The sequence below is a fragment of the Actinomycetospora succinea genome, from assembly GCF_004363095.1.
Classification (GTDB): domain Bacteria; phylum Actinomycetota; class Actinomycetes; order Mycobacteriales; family Pseudonocardiaceae; genus Actinomycetospora; species Actinomycetospora succinea.
Map to the genome: position 1 here is coordinate 721003 of NZ_SNYO01000003.1, position 14766 is coordinate 735768.

A 14766-nucleotide genomic window follows, 5' to 3' on the forward strand; every position below is an offset into this window, starting at 1 on the left:
GGCGGATCTCGCACCGTCTCGGGTTCTCTAGCGTCATCGCGAGACGGCGGGATACACCCGGATGCGCGCGCGATCCTCGGGCTCTCTACGACTGTCTAGCGATCGGGCGAGACAGCGCTAGCGAGCGTCAGAGAACCGGACCCCGGAGCGCCAGACGGCGCGGACGTCGCGGGTCGCGGTGACGTCGGTGAGCGGGTCGCCCGCGACGAGCAGCAGGTCGGCGCGCTGCCCCGGGGCGATCCGGCCGCGGTCGGCGAGCCCGAAGACGTCGGCGGGCACCGACGTCGCGGCCCGCAGCACCTGGCGCGGGGACATCCCGGCGCGGGCGAGCAGGTCAAGCTCGAGGTGCATCGACGCGCCGTGGAGCACGGCCGCCGCGTGGCCCGGGACGTCGTTGGCGTCGGTGCCGACGAGGATCGTCGCGCCGCCCTCGGCGAGGCGCGCGAGGTTCTCGGCCGCGTGGTCGTAGGAGGTGCCGGGGCGGTCGCTGACCGGGAGGTGGCCCCGGTCGCCCGCCCGCAGCGCGTCGGCGACCTCGCGGTCGAGGCCGGCGAGCAGGCGCGGGTCGGCGAGCAGCTCGTCGGTGCTCCGGGCGTCGGCGCGGGCCCGCATCATCGCCAGGGTCGGGCAGACGACCAGGGCGGCGAGGTCGAGGTCGTCGTCGAGCGGACCGTCGAGCGGCAGGTGGGTGAGGACGTCGACACCCGCGTCGACCGCGGCGCGGAAGGCCCAGCGGGTCGGGGCGTGGGCGACGGTCAGCAGGCCGTGGGCGCGGGCCGCGGTGCACACGGCGGTCACCGTCTCCGGGCTGAGCACGGGGCGGTCGACGTCGGCGGGGTTCTCGACGAAGACCTTGATGTAGTCGGAGCCCTCGCGGGCGCGCTCGACGACGAACTGCTCGGCGTCCTCGGGGCGCGAGAGCCCGGGCATGTGCCAGCCGGAGGGGTCGGGCGGCACGATCACCGCGGGCCAGCCGTCGACGGCCCCGGCCATGAGCCCGGAGCTGCGCAGGTCCGCCTCGTCCGTGCGCGTCGCCGCGCGTCCCCGGAGCACCGCGGTGAACTGCGGCGGCGCCGAGAACATGTCGAGCACCGTGGTCACGCCGTACCGCAGGTCCTGGCCGATGTTGCCGGCGCCGCGCAGGTGCACGTGGGCGTCGATCAGCCCCGGGAGCAGCGTCATCCCGCGTCCGTCGACGTCGCCGTCGTGCTCCGAACCCGGCCGGACGGCGGTGATGACCCCGTCCTCGACGGTCACGCTCGCCGTGCCGAGCACGTCGGTCCCGTCGAACACCCGCGCACCGGAGATGGTCGTCATGCCGTGCCTCCCTGCGGACATGCCTCAGGGTGTCATGCGTCCTCAAGAGCTCCAGGCGTCGAGATCGAGCGTCACCGGTGCGCCGAGGTCGACGACCGTGTCGGCGGACAAGCGCTCTGCTCAGGCGAAGCAGGTCAGCGGGCCGCCGTGGTAGGTGACCATGTCGTCCAGTGCGCCGAACACGTCGATCTGCCCGCCGCGCTCCAGCCCGTCGAGCTCGGCGTAGGCGCGGTGGAGGTTGCCGACGATGCGCTCGGCGTCCGGCCAGTCGGTGAACCGGCCGAGGTCGGTGTCGCGGGCCGCCTGCAGCGGGGTGACGCCGGCGGCGCGGCCGCGTTCGGCGACGTCGAGGACGAAGCGCAGGTAGTCCAGCGTCGCGTCGAGCGGGGCGCGGTCGTGGAACACCGGACCGTGGCCGGGGACGACGGTCTGCGCGCCGAGCGGGGCGATGACGTTCTCGAGCACGTCGATCGCGCCCGCCACGGACCCCATGAGCAGGAACGGCGTGCCGCCGTTGAAGATCAGGTCGCCGCAGAAGAGCGTCGAGCGGTCCTCGAACCAGACGACCGAGTCGTTCGACGTGTGCGCCGGGGTGCCGACGTAGAGGACGTCGCCGCGCAGGTCGCCCGCGTGGATCGCGACGCGGTCGGTGTAGGTGACGAACGGCGGGTCGAGGGGCAGGTCGCCCCACTCCGGGTTGTGCCAGTACGGCAGCTCGCGCGCCGGCCCGAACGCGATCGCCTCGGAGCGTGTGCGCTCGTGGGCGATGATCGCGGCGTTGCCGAACAGCGCGTTGCCGAAGGTGTGGTCGCCGTGGTGGTGGGTGTTCACCAGCGTGCGCACCGGCCGGTCGGTGACCGACGCGATCGTGTCGAGGAACGCGCGGGTGCGGCGCTCGGTGGAGCACGCGTCGACCGCGATCACGCCCTGCGGGCCGACGACGAAGCCCGTGTTGTTGATCCACCACGTGCCGTCGGGCTGGACGTAGGCGTGGATGCCGTCGGAGACCTCCTCGCAGCGCGGGGGACCGGGCACGGTGATGTCGTCGGTGCGCGCGCTCATCACGCCTCCTTCAGGGGGATCGGGTCGGGGCCCGGGACGATCGAGGAGTCGATGGCGCCGAGCCCCTCGGCCTCGAGGTGGACGCGGTCGCCGGGCTGCAGCCACGGGTAGGCGTCGCTGCCGTGCACCCGGGAGAGCTCGAGCAGGCAGCCGGTGCCCACCGTGCCCGAGCCGATGAGGTCGCCCGGCACGACGCGGGTGCCGCGCGACGCGTAGGCGATCATCTGGGCGAAGCTCCAGTACAGGGCGTCGAGCCGCCCCGCGCTGCACGGCCGGCCGTTCACCGAGGCCGCCATGGCCGCGCTCGGCACGAGCTCGTCGGGCGTGACCATCCACGGTCCGCAGCTCGACGCGAAGTCCTTGCCCTTAGCGGGGCCGAGGTTGAGCTTCATCTCGGTGCCCTGCAGGTCGCGGGCGCTCCAGTCGCAGAACAGCACGTAGCCCGCGATGTGGTCGCCGGCGTCGGCCGGGGCGACGTCGCGCCCCTCCCGGCCGATCACCGCGGCGATCTCGAGCTCGTAGTCCAGCGCCTGGCTGCCGGGCGGGACGGGGATCTCGTCGTGCGGTCCGCGCAACGACGACGGGTTCGTGAAGTAGAAGCACGGCTGCTCGTACCAGAGCGGGTCGACGGTCAGCCCGATCGCCGCGCTCGCGGTGACGACGTGCTCCTCGAACGCCATGAAGTCGCGGATCGACGGCGGGCGGGGGATCGGCGGGAGGAGGACGACGGTGCCGGGGTCCACGCCCGGCTGCCCCGCCGCCTCCTCCGCGGCCGTCGCCAGCCGCTCGCGCGCGATCAGCTCGAGCAGTGACGACGTCCCCGGGACGGGATGGAGCCGGTCGCCCTGCCACAGGCCGACCTGCTCGTCTCCGTCCGTGGTCCGGTACGTGCTCCAGCGCACGGGGCCTCCTCGCCTGCGTGAATGGGTCAGCTGAACTCGGCCCGCAGCTGCTCGGCGGCCAGGGTCATCGACTGGAGCTTGGCCTTCGCGAGCGGACGCGGCAGGGAGAACATGCCGCAGTCCGTCGTCAGGTGCACGCGCTCGGCCGGGACGTGCTCGAGCGCCTTGCGGACGCCGGAGATGATGTGCTCCGGGGTCTCGACGACGAGGCGCTTGATGTCGATGACGCCGATCCCGATCCCCTTGTCGCTGGGGTAGCGCGACCAGAGCGCGAAGTCGTCGTCGGGGAACAGGGTCTCGGCGAACGCGTACTCGACGGCGTCGACCTGCAGCTCGTTCGCCACCAGCTCGTGGAAGCCGTGGTAGGGCGTGATGCCGATCTGGGCGCCGCTGCCGAGGTGGCAGATGTGGAAGACCCGCAGCGCGTCGACCCCGTCGAGGGCCCGGTTGAGGGTCTCGACGACCAGCGGGTAGTCCTCGGGCTGGTGCAGCGTGAAGCCGACGTCGTCGACCTGCAGCACCTCGACGCCCGCGGCCACGGCGTCCTTGAACTCGGCGTTGTAGGCGTCGGCGAGGTCGTTGTAGAGGGCCTTCTTGTCCCCGTAGTGGCGGTCGGTGAGCCAGCCGCCGAGGTTGGTCGGACCCATGCCGCTGCAGAACTTCACGGTCGTCGGGCTCACCTTGCGGGCCGTGCTCCACAGGTCGGCGAGGTGCATCGTGCCGCGCCCGACCGGGCCGTCGACGGCGACCTCGTTCCACGTGTTGGCGAACGCGGCGGTGCCCTCGCGCCCCAGCATCGAGGTCAGGTGGTTCTGCTCGGGCTCCACCGTGATGCCGTCGAGGTGGTAGGCGGGGTAGAGCAGGAACGAGGAGATGAAGCCCTCGTGGCGGTCGTACCAGAGGTGGCCGTCGGTGGGCAGGTCGAGACCGACCTCCACCTGGTCGCCGATCATCGCCCGCACGCCGTCGCTGTAGGCCTCGGCGAAGTCGCCGCGGCGCATCGCCACGCGGATGTCCTCGCCGCCGAGGTCGAAGGTGTTCCACTTGGGCCGCGGGTAGGAGCCCACCGCGGTGGTCGGGAACAGGTGGCCGAAGTGGTCGCTGAGCCGGCGGGCCATGGCGGGCCTCCACGTCGTCGGGGATCGTCGCGCTCACCGTGGCGCGGACCACGGCCCCCGATCACGTCCCGGTTCGGTTGCGATCCGGGCTTGACAGGGTCAGGTCGCGAGCAGGTCGGCGGCCTGGCGGAACGCGGTCGCGGTGCGCGAGTCGTCGTCGACCCGCGTCGCCACCGAGACCTGCGCGTCCTCGCCCGCCAGCGGCACGAAGCACACGTCGGGACGGGGGAAGAAGCGGCGGGCGAGCTCGCCGTGGACGCCGAGCATCCCGGAGGTCGCGACGGCCGCGGGGATCGCCGCGGGCGTGCGGACGACGGGGCTGCGGCGCGACGCTTGCCCGGTGACGCCCGCCCAGGCGCCGAGCCCCGGGTGCCGGCCGTTCACGGCCACCCACGCGTGGCCGTCGACGTCGTCCTCGGCGAGGCGGTCCGCGTCGGCGAGCGGGGAGGCGGCGGGGACGACGGCGACGCGCGGTGTGGTGAACAGGCGGTTCAGGCGCACGCCCTCCACCGGCCCGACGTCGTGGATCACGGCGACGTCGACCTCGCCGTCGCGGACGGCCTCGTACTGGGTGTCCCAGTCCAGCTCGATGTGCACGAGCGTGCGCCCGGGGAGCTGGGCGCGGACGAGTTCGCGCAGGTCGGGCCACCGGTCGGCCGCCCCGAACCCGAGGACGCCGACGCGGACCACGGTGTCGTCGGGCGCCGGCGGCGCGTCGCGGACGGCGGCGGCGAGGTCGTCGACGCGGGCCAGGACCTCGCGGGCCCGTTCGACCAGCCGCGCCCCGGCGGGCGTCACGTCGACGCGCCGGCTCGTGCGGTCGAACAGCCGCGCGCCGATCTCCTTCTCGAGGGCGCGGACATGCCGACCGAAGGCCTGCGGGGCGATGTAGTGACGCTCCGCCGCCTTCCGGAAGTGCCGCTCCTCCGCGAGCGTGACCACATAGCGGAGTTCTCGTATGTCCATGTCCGCCTCCGTGCTCGCCGACGCTACTGGGCGGCGGGGGCGGGAGGAACGGGTCTGGACTCAAGTACCGCGAGCGGCCTCGATGCGTTCCGCTACCTGATCGCCGGACGGGGTGTTCTGGAGCCAGCAGATGTTGCCGGGGTCCAGCTCACGCTCCGGGTCCCACCACTCCCGGCGGACCCTCTCGAGAGCCTTCTGGTTGTCCAGGGGCCACGGTCGGAACCGGACAGGTGGCGGGCGTCTGCGCTGCTCGTCGTCGGATCGTGAGTCGGTCGACGGGAGGGCCTCGAGGTCGCCCAGCTCCATCAGACCGTTGTCGACGAGATGGGCGATCGCGCGCAGACTCGCCTCCCTCAGCCCGACGGGCTCGCGTTTGAGGTAGGGGATGTCGTCGGGCTCGGCGAGACTGACCAGGAACCGGACCTCGGCGAGGCTCACGGCGTCGTAGAGACCGCGCAGCAGCACCTTCGCGGCCCCGTCGTCCTCGGTCAGCGGGGGATGTGCACTTTCCATTGCTCTCCGTTCGGAAGCTTGATGTCGATCGTGCTCCCGTGCTTGGTGCTCTGACGAAGTCCTATCTCCGTGCCGTCTTCGAGGCGCAAGGGCGGCACACCTCGATAACCGTTCCACTCGACCGGCGTGCCGCCGCCTTCCGTGAGTTCGTCGTAGAGGTTCTCGATCGCCTGCTCGTCGGGTAGCTCGCGAACCCTCTCCTGGCCGCCGGGAACGCCCACCGTGGTGAGGCGATCAGCTGGTGACAGTGGCGCGTCGTCCCCGGCGTCCGCGTCCGCGGCGACCCTGAACGGGGCGACCCGGTCGTCCGTGAGCGCGTGCTGGACGGTGTCGGCGGCCCCGAGACCCGCGATCGCTGCCCCGGTGGCGACACCGGTCGCGGAGAGCGCACCGAGCGGGGCGCCCACCGGGGCGCCGACACCGGTGGCCGTGACGCCGATAGAACCGGCGACACCGACGGCGCTGAGGCCGGCGAGCGCGCCGCCGCCGAGCATCGCCGCCACGTTCGCGGGGTGGTCGAGCAGGGCGTTCCCGAGCGACGCGCTCGCGTTGCCCAGCCCCGCCGCGACGGCCCCCGCGCCGTCGGCCAGCTCACCCCAGAACCCGGGCGCGGCGGGAGCCCCGGTGCATGCGGCCGTCACGACGCCCGCCGCCGCGTCGCCGGAGTCGCGGACGTGCTCGCGGGCCTGCGCGAGGATCGCCTGGGCGTCCGCGCGTGCGTCCTCGCCGGGGTCGACGAACGGAACGGGGGCGGCGCCCGCGGCCACCGTTTCGTCGTACCGGGCGCGGGCGGTGATCGACGTCGCCTGGGCCTCCTGCCAGCGCAGGATCGCCTCGCCGGCGCGGCCCCGCGCCCAGTCGATCGCGCCCGCGTGGTCACCCACGGCACGGGCGGCTTCGCCGAACGCGGCGGCCGCGTCCTGCCAGCGCTGGGGCTCGAGGGCGAAGGCGCTGCGGAAGCCGTCCGCCGCCGGGCCGGACCAGCCCTCGGGCGTCCCGATCCGACCGAGCCCGGTTGCGGCGTCGCCGAGCATCTGCGCGTAGCGGCGGTAGGTCGCTCCGGCGGTCCGGAGGACCACGGGGTCGCCCGGGCCGAGCGCGGCTGGGTCCTCGGTGGCGCCGAGCTCAGCCATCATCCGCCACCCGGATCGGGCCCGGAGCCACGCACCAGTCCGTCGAGGCCACGCGCCGCGCCGGTGTCGGTGCGGCGATAGCCGGCCTCCGCGGCGTCCAGCCGGACGGCGACGGCGTGACCGTCCTCGGCGAGCGCCTCGACACCGCCCTGCCACCGCGTCGCGAACTCGACGAGGGCACCGTTGAGTCGCTCGTGTCCCGCAGCGGTGCCGACGCCGTCGAGCAGCCCCACCCCGACCTGGTCGATCGTCGCCCGCACCCCCTGGGCCGCCCGGTGCAGGGCGTCGAGGTCCACCGCGTACCCCTCGGCCATGCGGTCAGGCTGGCACGCACGGGCTGGCGTTGGGTGCGGTTCGGACGGATTGCTTGACCTCGACCTTTCTCCAGGTCGCACGGTCGAGACATGGACCAACTGCAGCCCACCGCCCTCGTCACCGGAGCCTCGCGCGGACTCGGGCGCGCGCTCACCGCCGACCTCGCGAACGACGGCTGGCGGGTGGTCGTCGACGCCCGGCACGGCGACGAGCTCGCCGCCGCGGTCGCCGGTCTGCCCGGCGTCATCACCGTGCCCGGCGACGTCGCCGACCCGTCGCACCGCACCGACCTCGCCGAGGCCGCCGAGGACCTCGGCGGCCTCGACCTCCTCGTCCTCAACGCGAGCCTGCTCGGGCCCAGCCCGCAGCCCGACCTCGCCGACCACCCGCTCGACGTGCTCGAGCAGGTCTACCGCGTCAACGTCCTCGCCCCGCTCGGCCTGGTCCAGGCGCTGCGGTCCCTGCTCCGGCCCGGCGCGCGGATCCTCGCCATCACGTCCGACGCGGGCGCCGAGGCGATGGCGGGCTGGGGCGGGTACGGCAGCTCGAAGGCCGCGCTCGAGCACCTCGGCGCCGTCCTGGCCGTCGAGAACCCGCAGTGGCGCGTGCACGTCGTCGACCCCGGCGACATGCGCACCGTCATGCACCAGGAGGCGTTCCCGGGCGAGGACATCAGCGATCGCCCGGAGCCCGAGACCGTCGTGCCCGCCCTGCGCGTGCTGATCGACGGCGACCACCCCAGCGGCCGCTTCCGGGCCGCGGATCTGGTGGTGACGGCATGACCGTCGTCCCGATGACCTCGTTCCTGCTCCCGCCCGGGGCCGAGGCCCACGAGCCGCCGGAGCACCGCGGGCTCGCCCGCGACGGGGTGCGCCTGCTCGTCGCGCGTCCCGGGCTCGTCGAGCACCGGCGCTTCGACGAGCTCGCCGACGTCCTCGACCCCGGTGACCTGCTCGTCGTCAACACGTCCGCGACGCTGCCGGCCGCGCTCGACGTCCGGCACCACGACGGGCGGGCGATGACCCTGCACGTGGCGACCGCGCTCGACGACGGCGACTGGGTCGTCGAGCCGCGGCGTCCGGACGGCCCCGAGACCGACGTCGCGCCCGGCGACCGGCTCGGCCCGCCCGGGCTCGTCCTCACGCTCGTCGCGCCCTACCCCGACGAGGATGCGCCGCGCCGGCTGTGGCGGGCGCGGCCGTGGCCGCCGGTCGGGCTCGCCGGCTACCTCGCGACCTACGGGCGCCCGATCGCGTACGGGCACCTCGCGGGCCGCTTCCCGTTGTCCGACCACCACACCGTCTACGCGGCCGTGCCGGGCAGCGCGGAGATGCCGAGCGCGGGCCGCCCGCTCTCGGAGCGGCTGCTCGTGCGGCTGATGGCCCGCGGGGTCACGGTGGCGCCGCTGGTGCTGCACGCCGGGGTGTCGAGCCCCGAGAAGCACGAGCCGCCGTCGCCCGAGCCCTTCGCAGTGCCGGCGGTGACGGCGCGGCTGGTCAACTCGGCGCGCGAGGCCGGGTCGCGGGTCGTGGCGGTCGGCACGACGGTCGTCCGCGCGCTCGAGACCGTCGCGGCACCCGATGGGACCGTGTCCCCGGGACACGGGTGGACCGACCTCGTCCTCGGCGCACACCGCCCCGCGCGCACGATCACCGGCCTGGTCTCCGGCCTGCACGAGCCCGAGGCGAGCCACCTCGCCCTGCTCGAGGCGGTGGCCGGGCCGGCGCTGGTCGGGGAGACGTACGAGGCGGCGGTCGCCGCCCGCTACCTGTGGCACGAGTTCGGCGACTCGACGTTGTTGCTGCCCTAGCCTTGACCCTCACGCGACGAGAGGCCTCACGGTGGCTCCATGACCGAGACGGCAGCGGGGACGAGCCGGTGGACGGTCGGCCAGACGGCCGAGCGTTCCGGGCTCACGGTCCGGACCCTGCACCACTACGACGAGATCGGGCTGCTGCGCCCGAGCCGTCGCAGTGCGGCGGGCTACCGGCTCTACACCCAGGACGACCTGCTGCGCCTGCAGCACGTCGTCGTCTACCGCCGGCTCGGGTTCTCGCTCGAGGAGGTCGCGGTCCTCCTCGACGACCCCGACGCCGACGTCGCCGCGCACCTGCGCCGGCAGCGGGCCGAGGTCATGTCCCGGCTGGACGAGCTCGCCGAGCTCGTCACGGCCATCGACCGAGCCCTGGAGGCAGAAGTGTCCGGAATCCAGCTCACGCCCGACGAGCAGCGGGAGCTGTTCGGTGAGGGCTTCAAGGAGGAGTACCAGCAGGAGGCGCAGGAGCGCTGGGGCGACACCGAGGCGTGGCGCCAGTCCCAGCAGCGCACGGCCCAGTACACGAAGGCTGACTGGGAGGCGCTCAAGGCGGAGATGGACAACGTCAACGCGCGCTTCATCGCCGCCCTGCGGGCCGGCGAGCCGGCGGACGGCGAGCCCGCGATGGACGTCGCGGAGGCCCATCGTCAGCACATGACGCGGTGGTTCTTCGACACGTCGCCGGAGTTCCACGCCTGCATCTCGGAGATGTACGTGTCCGACCCGCGGTTCACGAAGACGTACGAGGACCAGGCGACAGGTCTGGCGCAGTACGTGCACGACGCGATCCACGCGAACGCAGCGCGGTCGGCGGGAACATGACGGACCAGTAGCCGGCCCGTCGCAGCAGGACGTGGGTCGGGACCTGCAGCAGGACGATGCTGACGACGCCGAGCGCGGTGCCGAGTGCCGGGACCACCGGCACCGGAAGCGCGGACGCCATCAGCACGCGCACGGCGCTGTCGAGGAGCCCGACCCCGCCCCACGCCGCGGTGATCGACCGCCAGACCCGCCGGAACGCGGCGTCGGTCGTCCACAGGCCCTCCATCAGTTCCGCGCGGCGCGGGAGCAGGGTCAGGGTGACCGTGAAGCAGAAGGGGCGGCCCCGCAGCGTGAGGAGCATCCAGACGCCGAACGGCGCGCTGATCCACGCGTCACGGGCCAGGAGCTCGCGCGGGCTGCCGGCGACGAGTGCGGAGACGAGGCTCGCGACCAGGGCGATCAGCGCGAGGACGGCGATCGGGGGAAGGCGCCGGTCGCGCACGGCGGTCACGACGAGGTGCGCCAGGGGCGGGATGCCGCCGGCGGTCAGGGCGACGAGGTCGTCGACGCCGAGGGCGTGCAGGGCGTAGTACACGAGCAGCGGGCCGGCGATGTCGAGCACGACGGTGGCCTTCATGGCCGGGAGCGTCGCCCGACCCGCGGCGCCGTCGCGTCGGGCGCCGGGACGGGGTGTGTGGCCGTCGGTCGAGCCGGCGTGGACTTTCGTCCGATGTGCCGCTGGTTCGGCCGACCTAGTGTCCTGCCCCGTGGACGCGACCTGCCCGCCCGACCGGCACGCCGAGCGGTGGGCGGCGTGGACGACGGGGGCCGTGGTGCTGGTCCTCGGCGGACTCACCCTGGTCAGCCGGACGGACGTCCGGGCGTCGACCCTCGCCACGGCCGTCGACGCGGGCGCCACCCTGGTCGCCTGCGCGCTGGTGCCGTTGCTCATCAGGCGGCCGGTCACCGGGGCGCTGGCGATGGCCGTGCTGGCCGCGTTCTCGCCGGCGGCGACCCCGGCCGCGACGATCGGCGTGCTCCGCGTGGCGACCGTGCGCCCGCTCGCGACCGCGATCCTGGTCGGCGCGGTCAGCACGGGCGCGCACGCGGTGCAGGGCCTCGTCCGCCCGATCCCCGGGCTGCCCTACGGCTGGTTGCTGGTGATCGACGTCGTCACCCACGCCGCCCTGGTCGCGTGGGGTGCGCTGGTGCGGTTGCGGACCGCGGCCCGTGTCGAGCAGCAGCGGCGGGCCGAGGAGGAGCAGGCCGAAAGGATCGCCGCGGCACGGCGCCAGGAGCGGGCGACGATCGCCCGCGAGATGCACGACGTCCTCGGCCACCGGCTCTCGCTGGTCGCCGCGTCGGCCGGCGCGCTGGAGTACCGGCCCGACGCCCCCGCCGAGCAGATCGCACGCGCCGCCGGCGTCGTCCGGGCCGGTGCGCACCAGGCGCTGGAGGAGCTGCGGGAGGTGATCGGGGTGCTGCGCGCGGACGAGCTGATCTCCGGGGACGGGCCGCCCCAGCCGACGTCGGCGGACCTCCCGGCGCTGGTCGAGGAGTCACGAGAGGCGGGGGTGGCGGTCGCTCTCGACGACTCGACGGTCGGCGAGGTCCCGGAGACCCTCGGCCGCACCGCGTACCGGATCGTCCAGGAGGGCCTGACCAACGCGCGCCGGCACGCACCGGGCTGTCCGGTACGGGTGGTCGTGTCGGGGGCGGCGGGCGACGCGCTGCGGGTCGAGGTGCGCAACCGTCTGCCGGTCGATTCGTCGACGTCCGACGGGCGCGGCACCGGACTCGTGGGGCTCGGTGAACGCGCCGCGTCCGTGGGCGGCCGGCTCGAGCACGGGCTGAGCACCGACGGGGAATTCCGCCTGGTCGCGGAACTACCGTGGCCGGCGTGAGCTCCCCGGAGATCCGCGTTCTCGTCGTCGACGACGACGCTCTCGTGCGGAGCGCGCTGACGATGATGCTCGACGGCGCGGACGGCATCCGGGTGGCCGGCGAGGCGACCGACGGCGACGAGGTGCCGGCGCTCGTCGACGCGCACGCCCCGCACGTCGTGCTGATGGATCTGCGCATGCCCCGCGTCGGCGGCCTCGCGGCGACGAAGCGGCTGCGGGAGCGCCCCGACCCGCCCGAGGTCGTGGTGCTGACGACGTTCGACAGCGACGAGAACGTCCTGCACGCCCTGCGCGCCGGGGCCAGCGGCTTCCTGCTCAAGGACACGCCGCCCGCCCAGATCGTCGAGGCCGTGCACCGCGTGGCGGCGGGCGACCCGATGCTGTCGCCGACGGTCACTCGTCGGCTGATGGACCAGGCCGGCGCCGATTCGAGCGATCGCGAGCGGGCGCGCACGGCCCTGCGGTCGCTGTCCGAGCGCGAGTACGACGTCGCGGTCGCCATCGCCCGCGGGCGCTCGAACGCCGAGATCGCGGCCGAGGCGTACATGAGCCTGTCGACGGTCAAGGCGCACGTGTCGCACGTGCTCGCGAAACTGGATCTGGAGAACCGGACCCAGGTCGCGCTGCTGGTGCACGATGCGGAGAGGTGACGGTCCGCCGGACCGACCAGGGGAGCGGATCGTGGCCCGACGCGTGGTGGTCCCGGAGCGCGTGGACGCGATGGGGCTGCTGGACCGCGTGGACTACGGCGACGCCTTCGCCACCGACTGCCCGCCCGAGGTCCTCGCCCGCTTCACCCCGGAGGAACTCGCCGATCTGGCCGTGGGTCGCGCGCCGAGATGGCTGCGCCTGTTCGTGCGGTTCGCGCACCGACGGGTGCTGGGTCTGCGGCTGACCCACACCACCCCGCCCGTTCCCCTCGACTGGCACCTGGTGTCGAGCGGGCCCGACGAGGTCGTCTACGGGGTGGCCGGCGGACTGATCACCCCACGGCTCCTGGTCATGAAGGAGCCCGGCCGGGTCCTGGTCGTCTTCCTGATGCGCGTGGACCGCCCGGTGGCCGCGCCGATCGTCGCCGTCGTGAAGCCGATCCACCGGGCGATCGCCCGCTACCTGCTCGACCGCGGCGCGCGCCTCGCGGCCTCGGAATTGGCACCGCATCCGCCGAGATCATCGTCCGGGTGACGTTCGATGTCAGATCTGACAGCGATCGTCACCGAAGTCGCGATCTTCGCCGAACCGCACCCGCGATGCGGGGTCGATCGCTAGCGTGACCGGCGTCGGGCGACTGCGGGGAGGGGTGGCGGCGTGACACAACCGGTGCCCGTCGGTGGCGGATCGTTCACCGTCGACATCTCCCGCGCGCCCGACGCGATCCGCGAGTTGGAGCAGGCCAAGCTCGAGCTCGAGGGCATCAAGCGTGATGCCGTCTATCTGGGTCAGGTCGCTCCCCCGACGAACGACCTCGTCACGCTCGACGCCGCTCGCGTGCTCGGCGACAAGGCCGCGGTGGGGCCGACGTCGTTCATCAGCGCGTTGACTCAGGGCATCGAAGAGATCTCGCGAATGATCGAGGCCTTGCGGCTCGGTTTCGCGGAGTACGAGCGGACCGACGACGACGCTCGGACGGAACTGGCGTAAGCGTGCCGGTCGCTCGAGTCGTCGTTCTCCTCCTGCTCATCGGTGTTGCGGCGTGCGCTCCATCAGCTGGTCCTGGCGGCCCCACGTCCTCGAACAGTCGATACGGGGCACCGCTGCCGTCCGCTCCTCGTGACGTCAGCCCGTTGTCGGGCGACCCATGCGGGGCCCTCGAGCCAAGCCAACTTCGCGAGTTGGGGTTTACAGCGCAAGGCGAGGTGGTGGTCCTTCCGACCAACGAGAGATCGTGCGAGTGGCGGGGACCGGACGGTTCCCCGCACGTCAACCTCGGAATCGCCAGTGATCGGGACATCCTCGTCGACACATACAGGGTGCGTCAGCTCGCCGTGTTCCGACCGACGACGGTTGGTGGCCTGCCGGGCACTGTCGAGCAGACAGCGGATGGCTCGATCTCCTGCAACGTCACGGTGGGGACCGCGGAGGGGCAAGGCTTCCTCGTCATCTACGACGCCGAACTGGGGGTGGACGGTCAGCCTCTCGACCCCTGCGGTCGGGCCACCCGCATTGCGGAACAGACCGTCGCTGGCCTCGCTCCACCCTTCGGCAAGTAGGTCGAGCAACCCGTGTCCTCAGGACACGGGTTCGCCGCCCCTCACAGCACCAGCAACGTCTTCGCGATCGTTTCCCGCGCCGCGATCGCCGCGTGCGCGTCGGCCGCTCGGGCCAGCGGGAACGTCTGGCCGATCACCGGGCGATAGCGCCCTTCCGCCGCCTCGGCGAGGGTCCGCTCCACCGCCGCACGGCGCTGCGCGCGGTCCAGCCGCGGCAGGTCGGCGAGCGCACCAACGCCGTCTTCGCCGAGCCCCGCGCCGCCGCCACGACGTGCAGCCCGCGCGCCGCCAGCGACTGCACCAGCAGGACACCGGCGCCACCGGCGGCCGCGGCGACGAGCACCCGCGGGCCCGCCACGAACGGCAGCAGCGACTGCAACGTCGGTCCGTCGTGCAGGAAAGCCACGGCCTGGTGATCCGTGAGCCCCGAGGGCACCGGGACCAGCTCCGACTCCGCCACGACCGCTCGTGACGCGTAGCCGCCGACCGGGATCTCGGCGCCGCCCACGTCCTGCTTCGTGTCGGCGACGACACGTCCACCGGAAGAAGTACCGACCACCCCGCTGCCCGGGACGTACGGCGGCCGCACGGGGAAGAAGCCCTCGCCCCACCCCGAGCGCAGCAGCGTGTCCAGGAACATCACGTCGCTGGCCGTCACCTCGATCACCGCCTCGCCCGCGCCGGGCGAGGGGTCCGCCATCGACGCGGGCCGCATAACCTCCGGCCCGCCGAATCTCTCCACTCGCAC

General features: G+C 73.5%; 19 protein-coding genes. 8 read left to right on the top strand and 11 right to left on the bottom strand.

Annotation, left to right across the window (positions count from 1 at the left end):
• Positions 1-117: 117 nt before the first annotated feature.
• The 8 genes from EV188_RS14700 to EV188_RS14735 form a co-directional block, all read right to left on the bottom strand.
• Positions 118-1317, bottom strand: coding sequence for an amidohydrolase family protein (locus tag EV188_RS14700; protein WP_208114188.1), 1200 nt, complete (start codon positions 1315-1317; stop codon positions 118-120).
• 120 nt (positions 1318-1437) lie between these two features.
• Positions 1438-2379, bottom strand: a complete 942-nt coding sequence (locus EV188_RS14705; RefSeq protein WP_133826979.1) for an MBL fold metallo-hydrolase — start codon at positions 2377-2379, stop codon at positions 1438-1440.
• Positions 2379-3281 carry a fumarylacetoacetate hydrolase family protein gene (locus EV188_RS14710; protein ID WP_166659886.1) on the bottom strand — a complete coding sequence of 301 codons (903 nt, stop codon included), beginning with the start codon at positions 3279-3281 and terminating at the stop codon, positions 2379-2381. The genes EV188_RS14705 and EV188_RS14710 overlap by 1 nt, the downstream gene beginning before the upstream one ends.
• Before the next feature lie 26 nt (positions 3282-3307).
• The gene (locus tag EV188_RS14715) at positions 3308-4399 is read right to left on the bottom strand and encodes a hypothetical protein (protein WP_133826980.1); all 1092 of its coding nucleotides are present in this window, start codon (positions 4397-4399) and stop codon (positions 3308-3310) included.
• Between the two features lie 99 nt (positions 4400-4498).
• Positions 4499-5365 carry a LysR family transcriptional regulator gene (locus EV188_RS14720; protein ID WP_133826981.1) on the bottom strand — a complete coding sequence of 289 codons (867 nt, stop codon included), beginning with the start codon at positions 5363-5365 and terminating at the stop codon, positions 4499-4501.
• Positions 5366-5425: 60 nt separating this feature from the next.
• Complete coding sequence (locus EV188_RS14725; protein ID WP_133826982.1) at positions 5426-5803, bottom strand: hypothetical protein; 378 nt, start codon at positions 5801-5803, stop codon at positions 5426-5428.
• Between the two features lie 50 nt (positions 5804-5853).
• Positions 5854-7014, bottom strand: coding sequence for a putative T7SS-secreted protein (locus EV188_RS14730; protein WP_341770761.1), 1161 nt, complete (start codon positions 7012-7014; stop codon positions 5854-5856).
• Positions 7011-7325 (bottom strand): hypothetical protein, encoded by a 315-nt coding sequence (locus EV188_RS14735; protein WP_133826984.1) that lies wholly within the window; start codon positions 7323-7325, stop codon positions 7011-7013. The genes EV188_RS14730 and EV188_RS14735 overlap by 4 nt, the downstream gene beginning before the upstream one ends.
• Positions 7326-7415: 90 nt before the next feature.
• Here EV188_RS14735 and EV188_RS14740 point away from each other — a divergent pair, with 90 nt between their 5' ends.
• From EV188_RS14740 to EV188_RS14750, 3 genes are read left to right on the top strand one after another with little or no spacing between them, the layout of a single operon-like run.
• Positions 7416-8108, top strand: a complete 693-nt coding sequence (locus tag EV188_RS14740; RefSeq protein WP_133826985.1) for an SDR family NAD(P)-dependent oxidoreductase — start codon at positions 7416-7418, stop codon at positions 8106-8108.
• Positions 8105-9136, top strand: a complete 1032-nt coding sequence (locus tag EV188_RS14745) for an S-adenosylmethionine:tRNA ribosyltransferase-isomerase (RefSeq protein WP_243741694.1) — start codon at positions 8105-8107, stop codon at positions 9134-9136. The genes EV188_RS14740 and EV188_RS14745 overlap by 4 nt, the downstream gene beginning before the upstream one ends.
• Before the next feature lie 39 nt (positions 9137-9175).
• Positions 9176-9964 (top strand): MerR family transcriptional regulator, encoded by a 789-nt coding sequence (locus tag EV188_RS14750; RefSeq protein ID WP_133826986.1) that lies wholly within the window; start codon positions 9176-9178, stop codon positions 9962-9964.
• On the opposite strand, the gene EV188_RS14755 is transcribed toward EV188_RS14750, so the two are convergent.
• Entirely contained in the window at positions 9873-10541 is a 669-nt protein-coding gene (locus tag EV188_RS14755; RefSeq protein WP_133826987.1) for a VC0807 family protein, read from the bottom strand. The genes EV188_RS14750 and EV188_RS14755 overlap by 92 nt on opposite strands.
• 130 nt (positions 10542-10671) lie before the next feature.
• On the opposite strand from EV188_RS14755, the gene EV188_RS14760 reads away from it, so the two are divergent.
• The 5 genes from EV188_RS14760 (at position 10672) to EV188_RS14780 (ending at position 14018) form a co-directional block, all read left to right on the top strand.
• Positions 10672-11808: a sensor histidine kinase gene (locus EV188_RS14760; protein ID WP_208114189.1), complete on the top strand. Its 1137-nt coding sequence runs from the start codon at positions 10672-10674 to the stop codon at positions 11806-11808.
• Positions 11796-12458: a response regulator gene (locus EV188_RS14765; RefSeq protein ID WP_133826988.1), complete on the top strand. Its 663-nt coding sequence runs from the start codon at positions 11796-11798 to the stop codon at positions 12456-12458. The genes EV188_RS14760 and EV188_RS14765 overlap by 13 nt, the downstream gene beginning before the upstream one ends.
• 31 nt (positions 12459-12489) lie before the next feature.
• A complete protein-coding gene (locus EV188_RS14770; protein WP_133826989.1) occupies positions 12490-12993 on the top strand; it encodes a hypothetical protein in 504 nt (167 codons plus the stop codon).
• A gap of 123 nt (positions 12994-13116) precedes the next feature.
• Positions 13117-13449 (top strand): hypothetical protein, encoded by a 333-nt coding sequence (locus EV188_RS14775; RefSeq protein WP_133826990.1) that lies wholly within the window; start codon positions 13117-13119, stop codon positions 13447-13449.
• 2 nt (positions 13450-13451) lie between these two features.
• On the top strand, positions 13452-14018 hold the full coding sequence (locus EV188_RS14780) for a DUF3558 domain-containing protein (protein WP_133826991.1): 567 nt from the start codon (positions 13452-13454) through the stop codon (positions 14016-14018).
• Positions 14019-14059: 41 nt separating this feature from the next.
• On the opposite strand, the gene EV188_RS32600 is transcribed toward EV188_RS14780, so the two are convergent.
• Together EV188_RS32600 and EV188_RS14785 are read right to left on the bottom strand one after the other, a co-directional pair.
• Positions 14060-14155 carry a hypothetical protein gene (locus EV188_RS32600; protein WP_243741695.1) on the bottom strand — a complete coding sequence of 32 codons (96 nt, stop codon included), beginning with the start codon at positions 14153-14155 and terminating at the stop codon, positions 14060-14062.
• Positions 14152-14718, bottom strand: coding sequence for an MDR/zinc-dependent alcohol dehydrogenase-like family protein (locus tag EV188_RS14785; protein ID WP_243741696.1), 567 nt, complete (start codon positions 14716-14718; stop codon positions 14152-14154). Before EV188_RS14785 ends, EV188_RS32600 begins: the two co-directional genes overlap by 4 nt.
• Between the last annotated feature and the right edge of the window lie 48 nt (positions 14719-14766).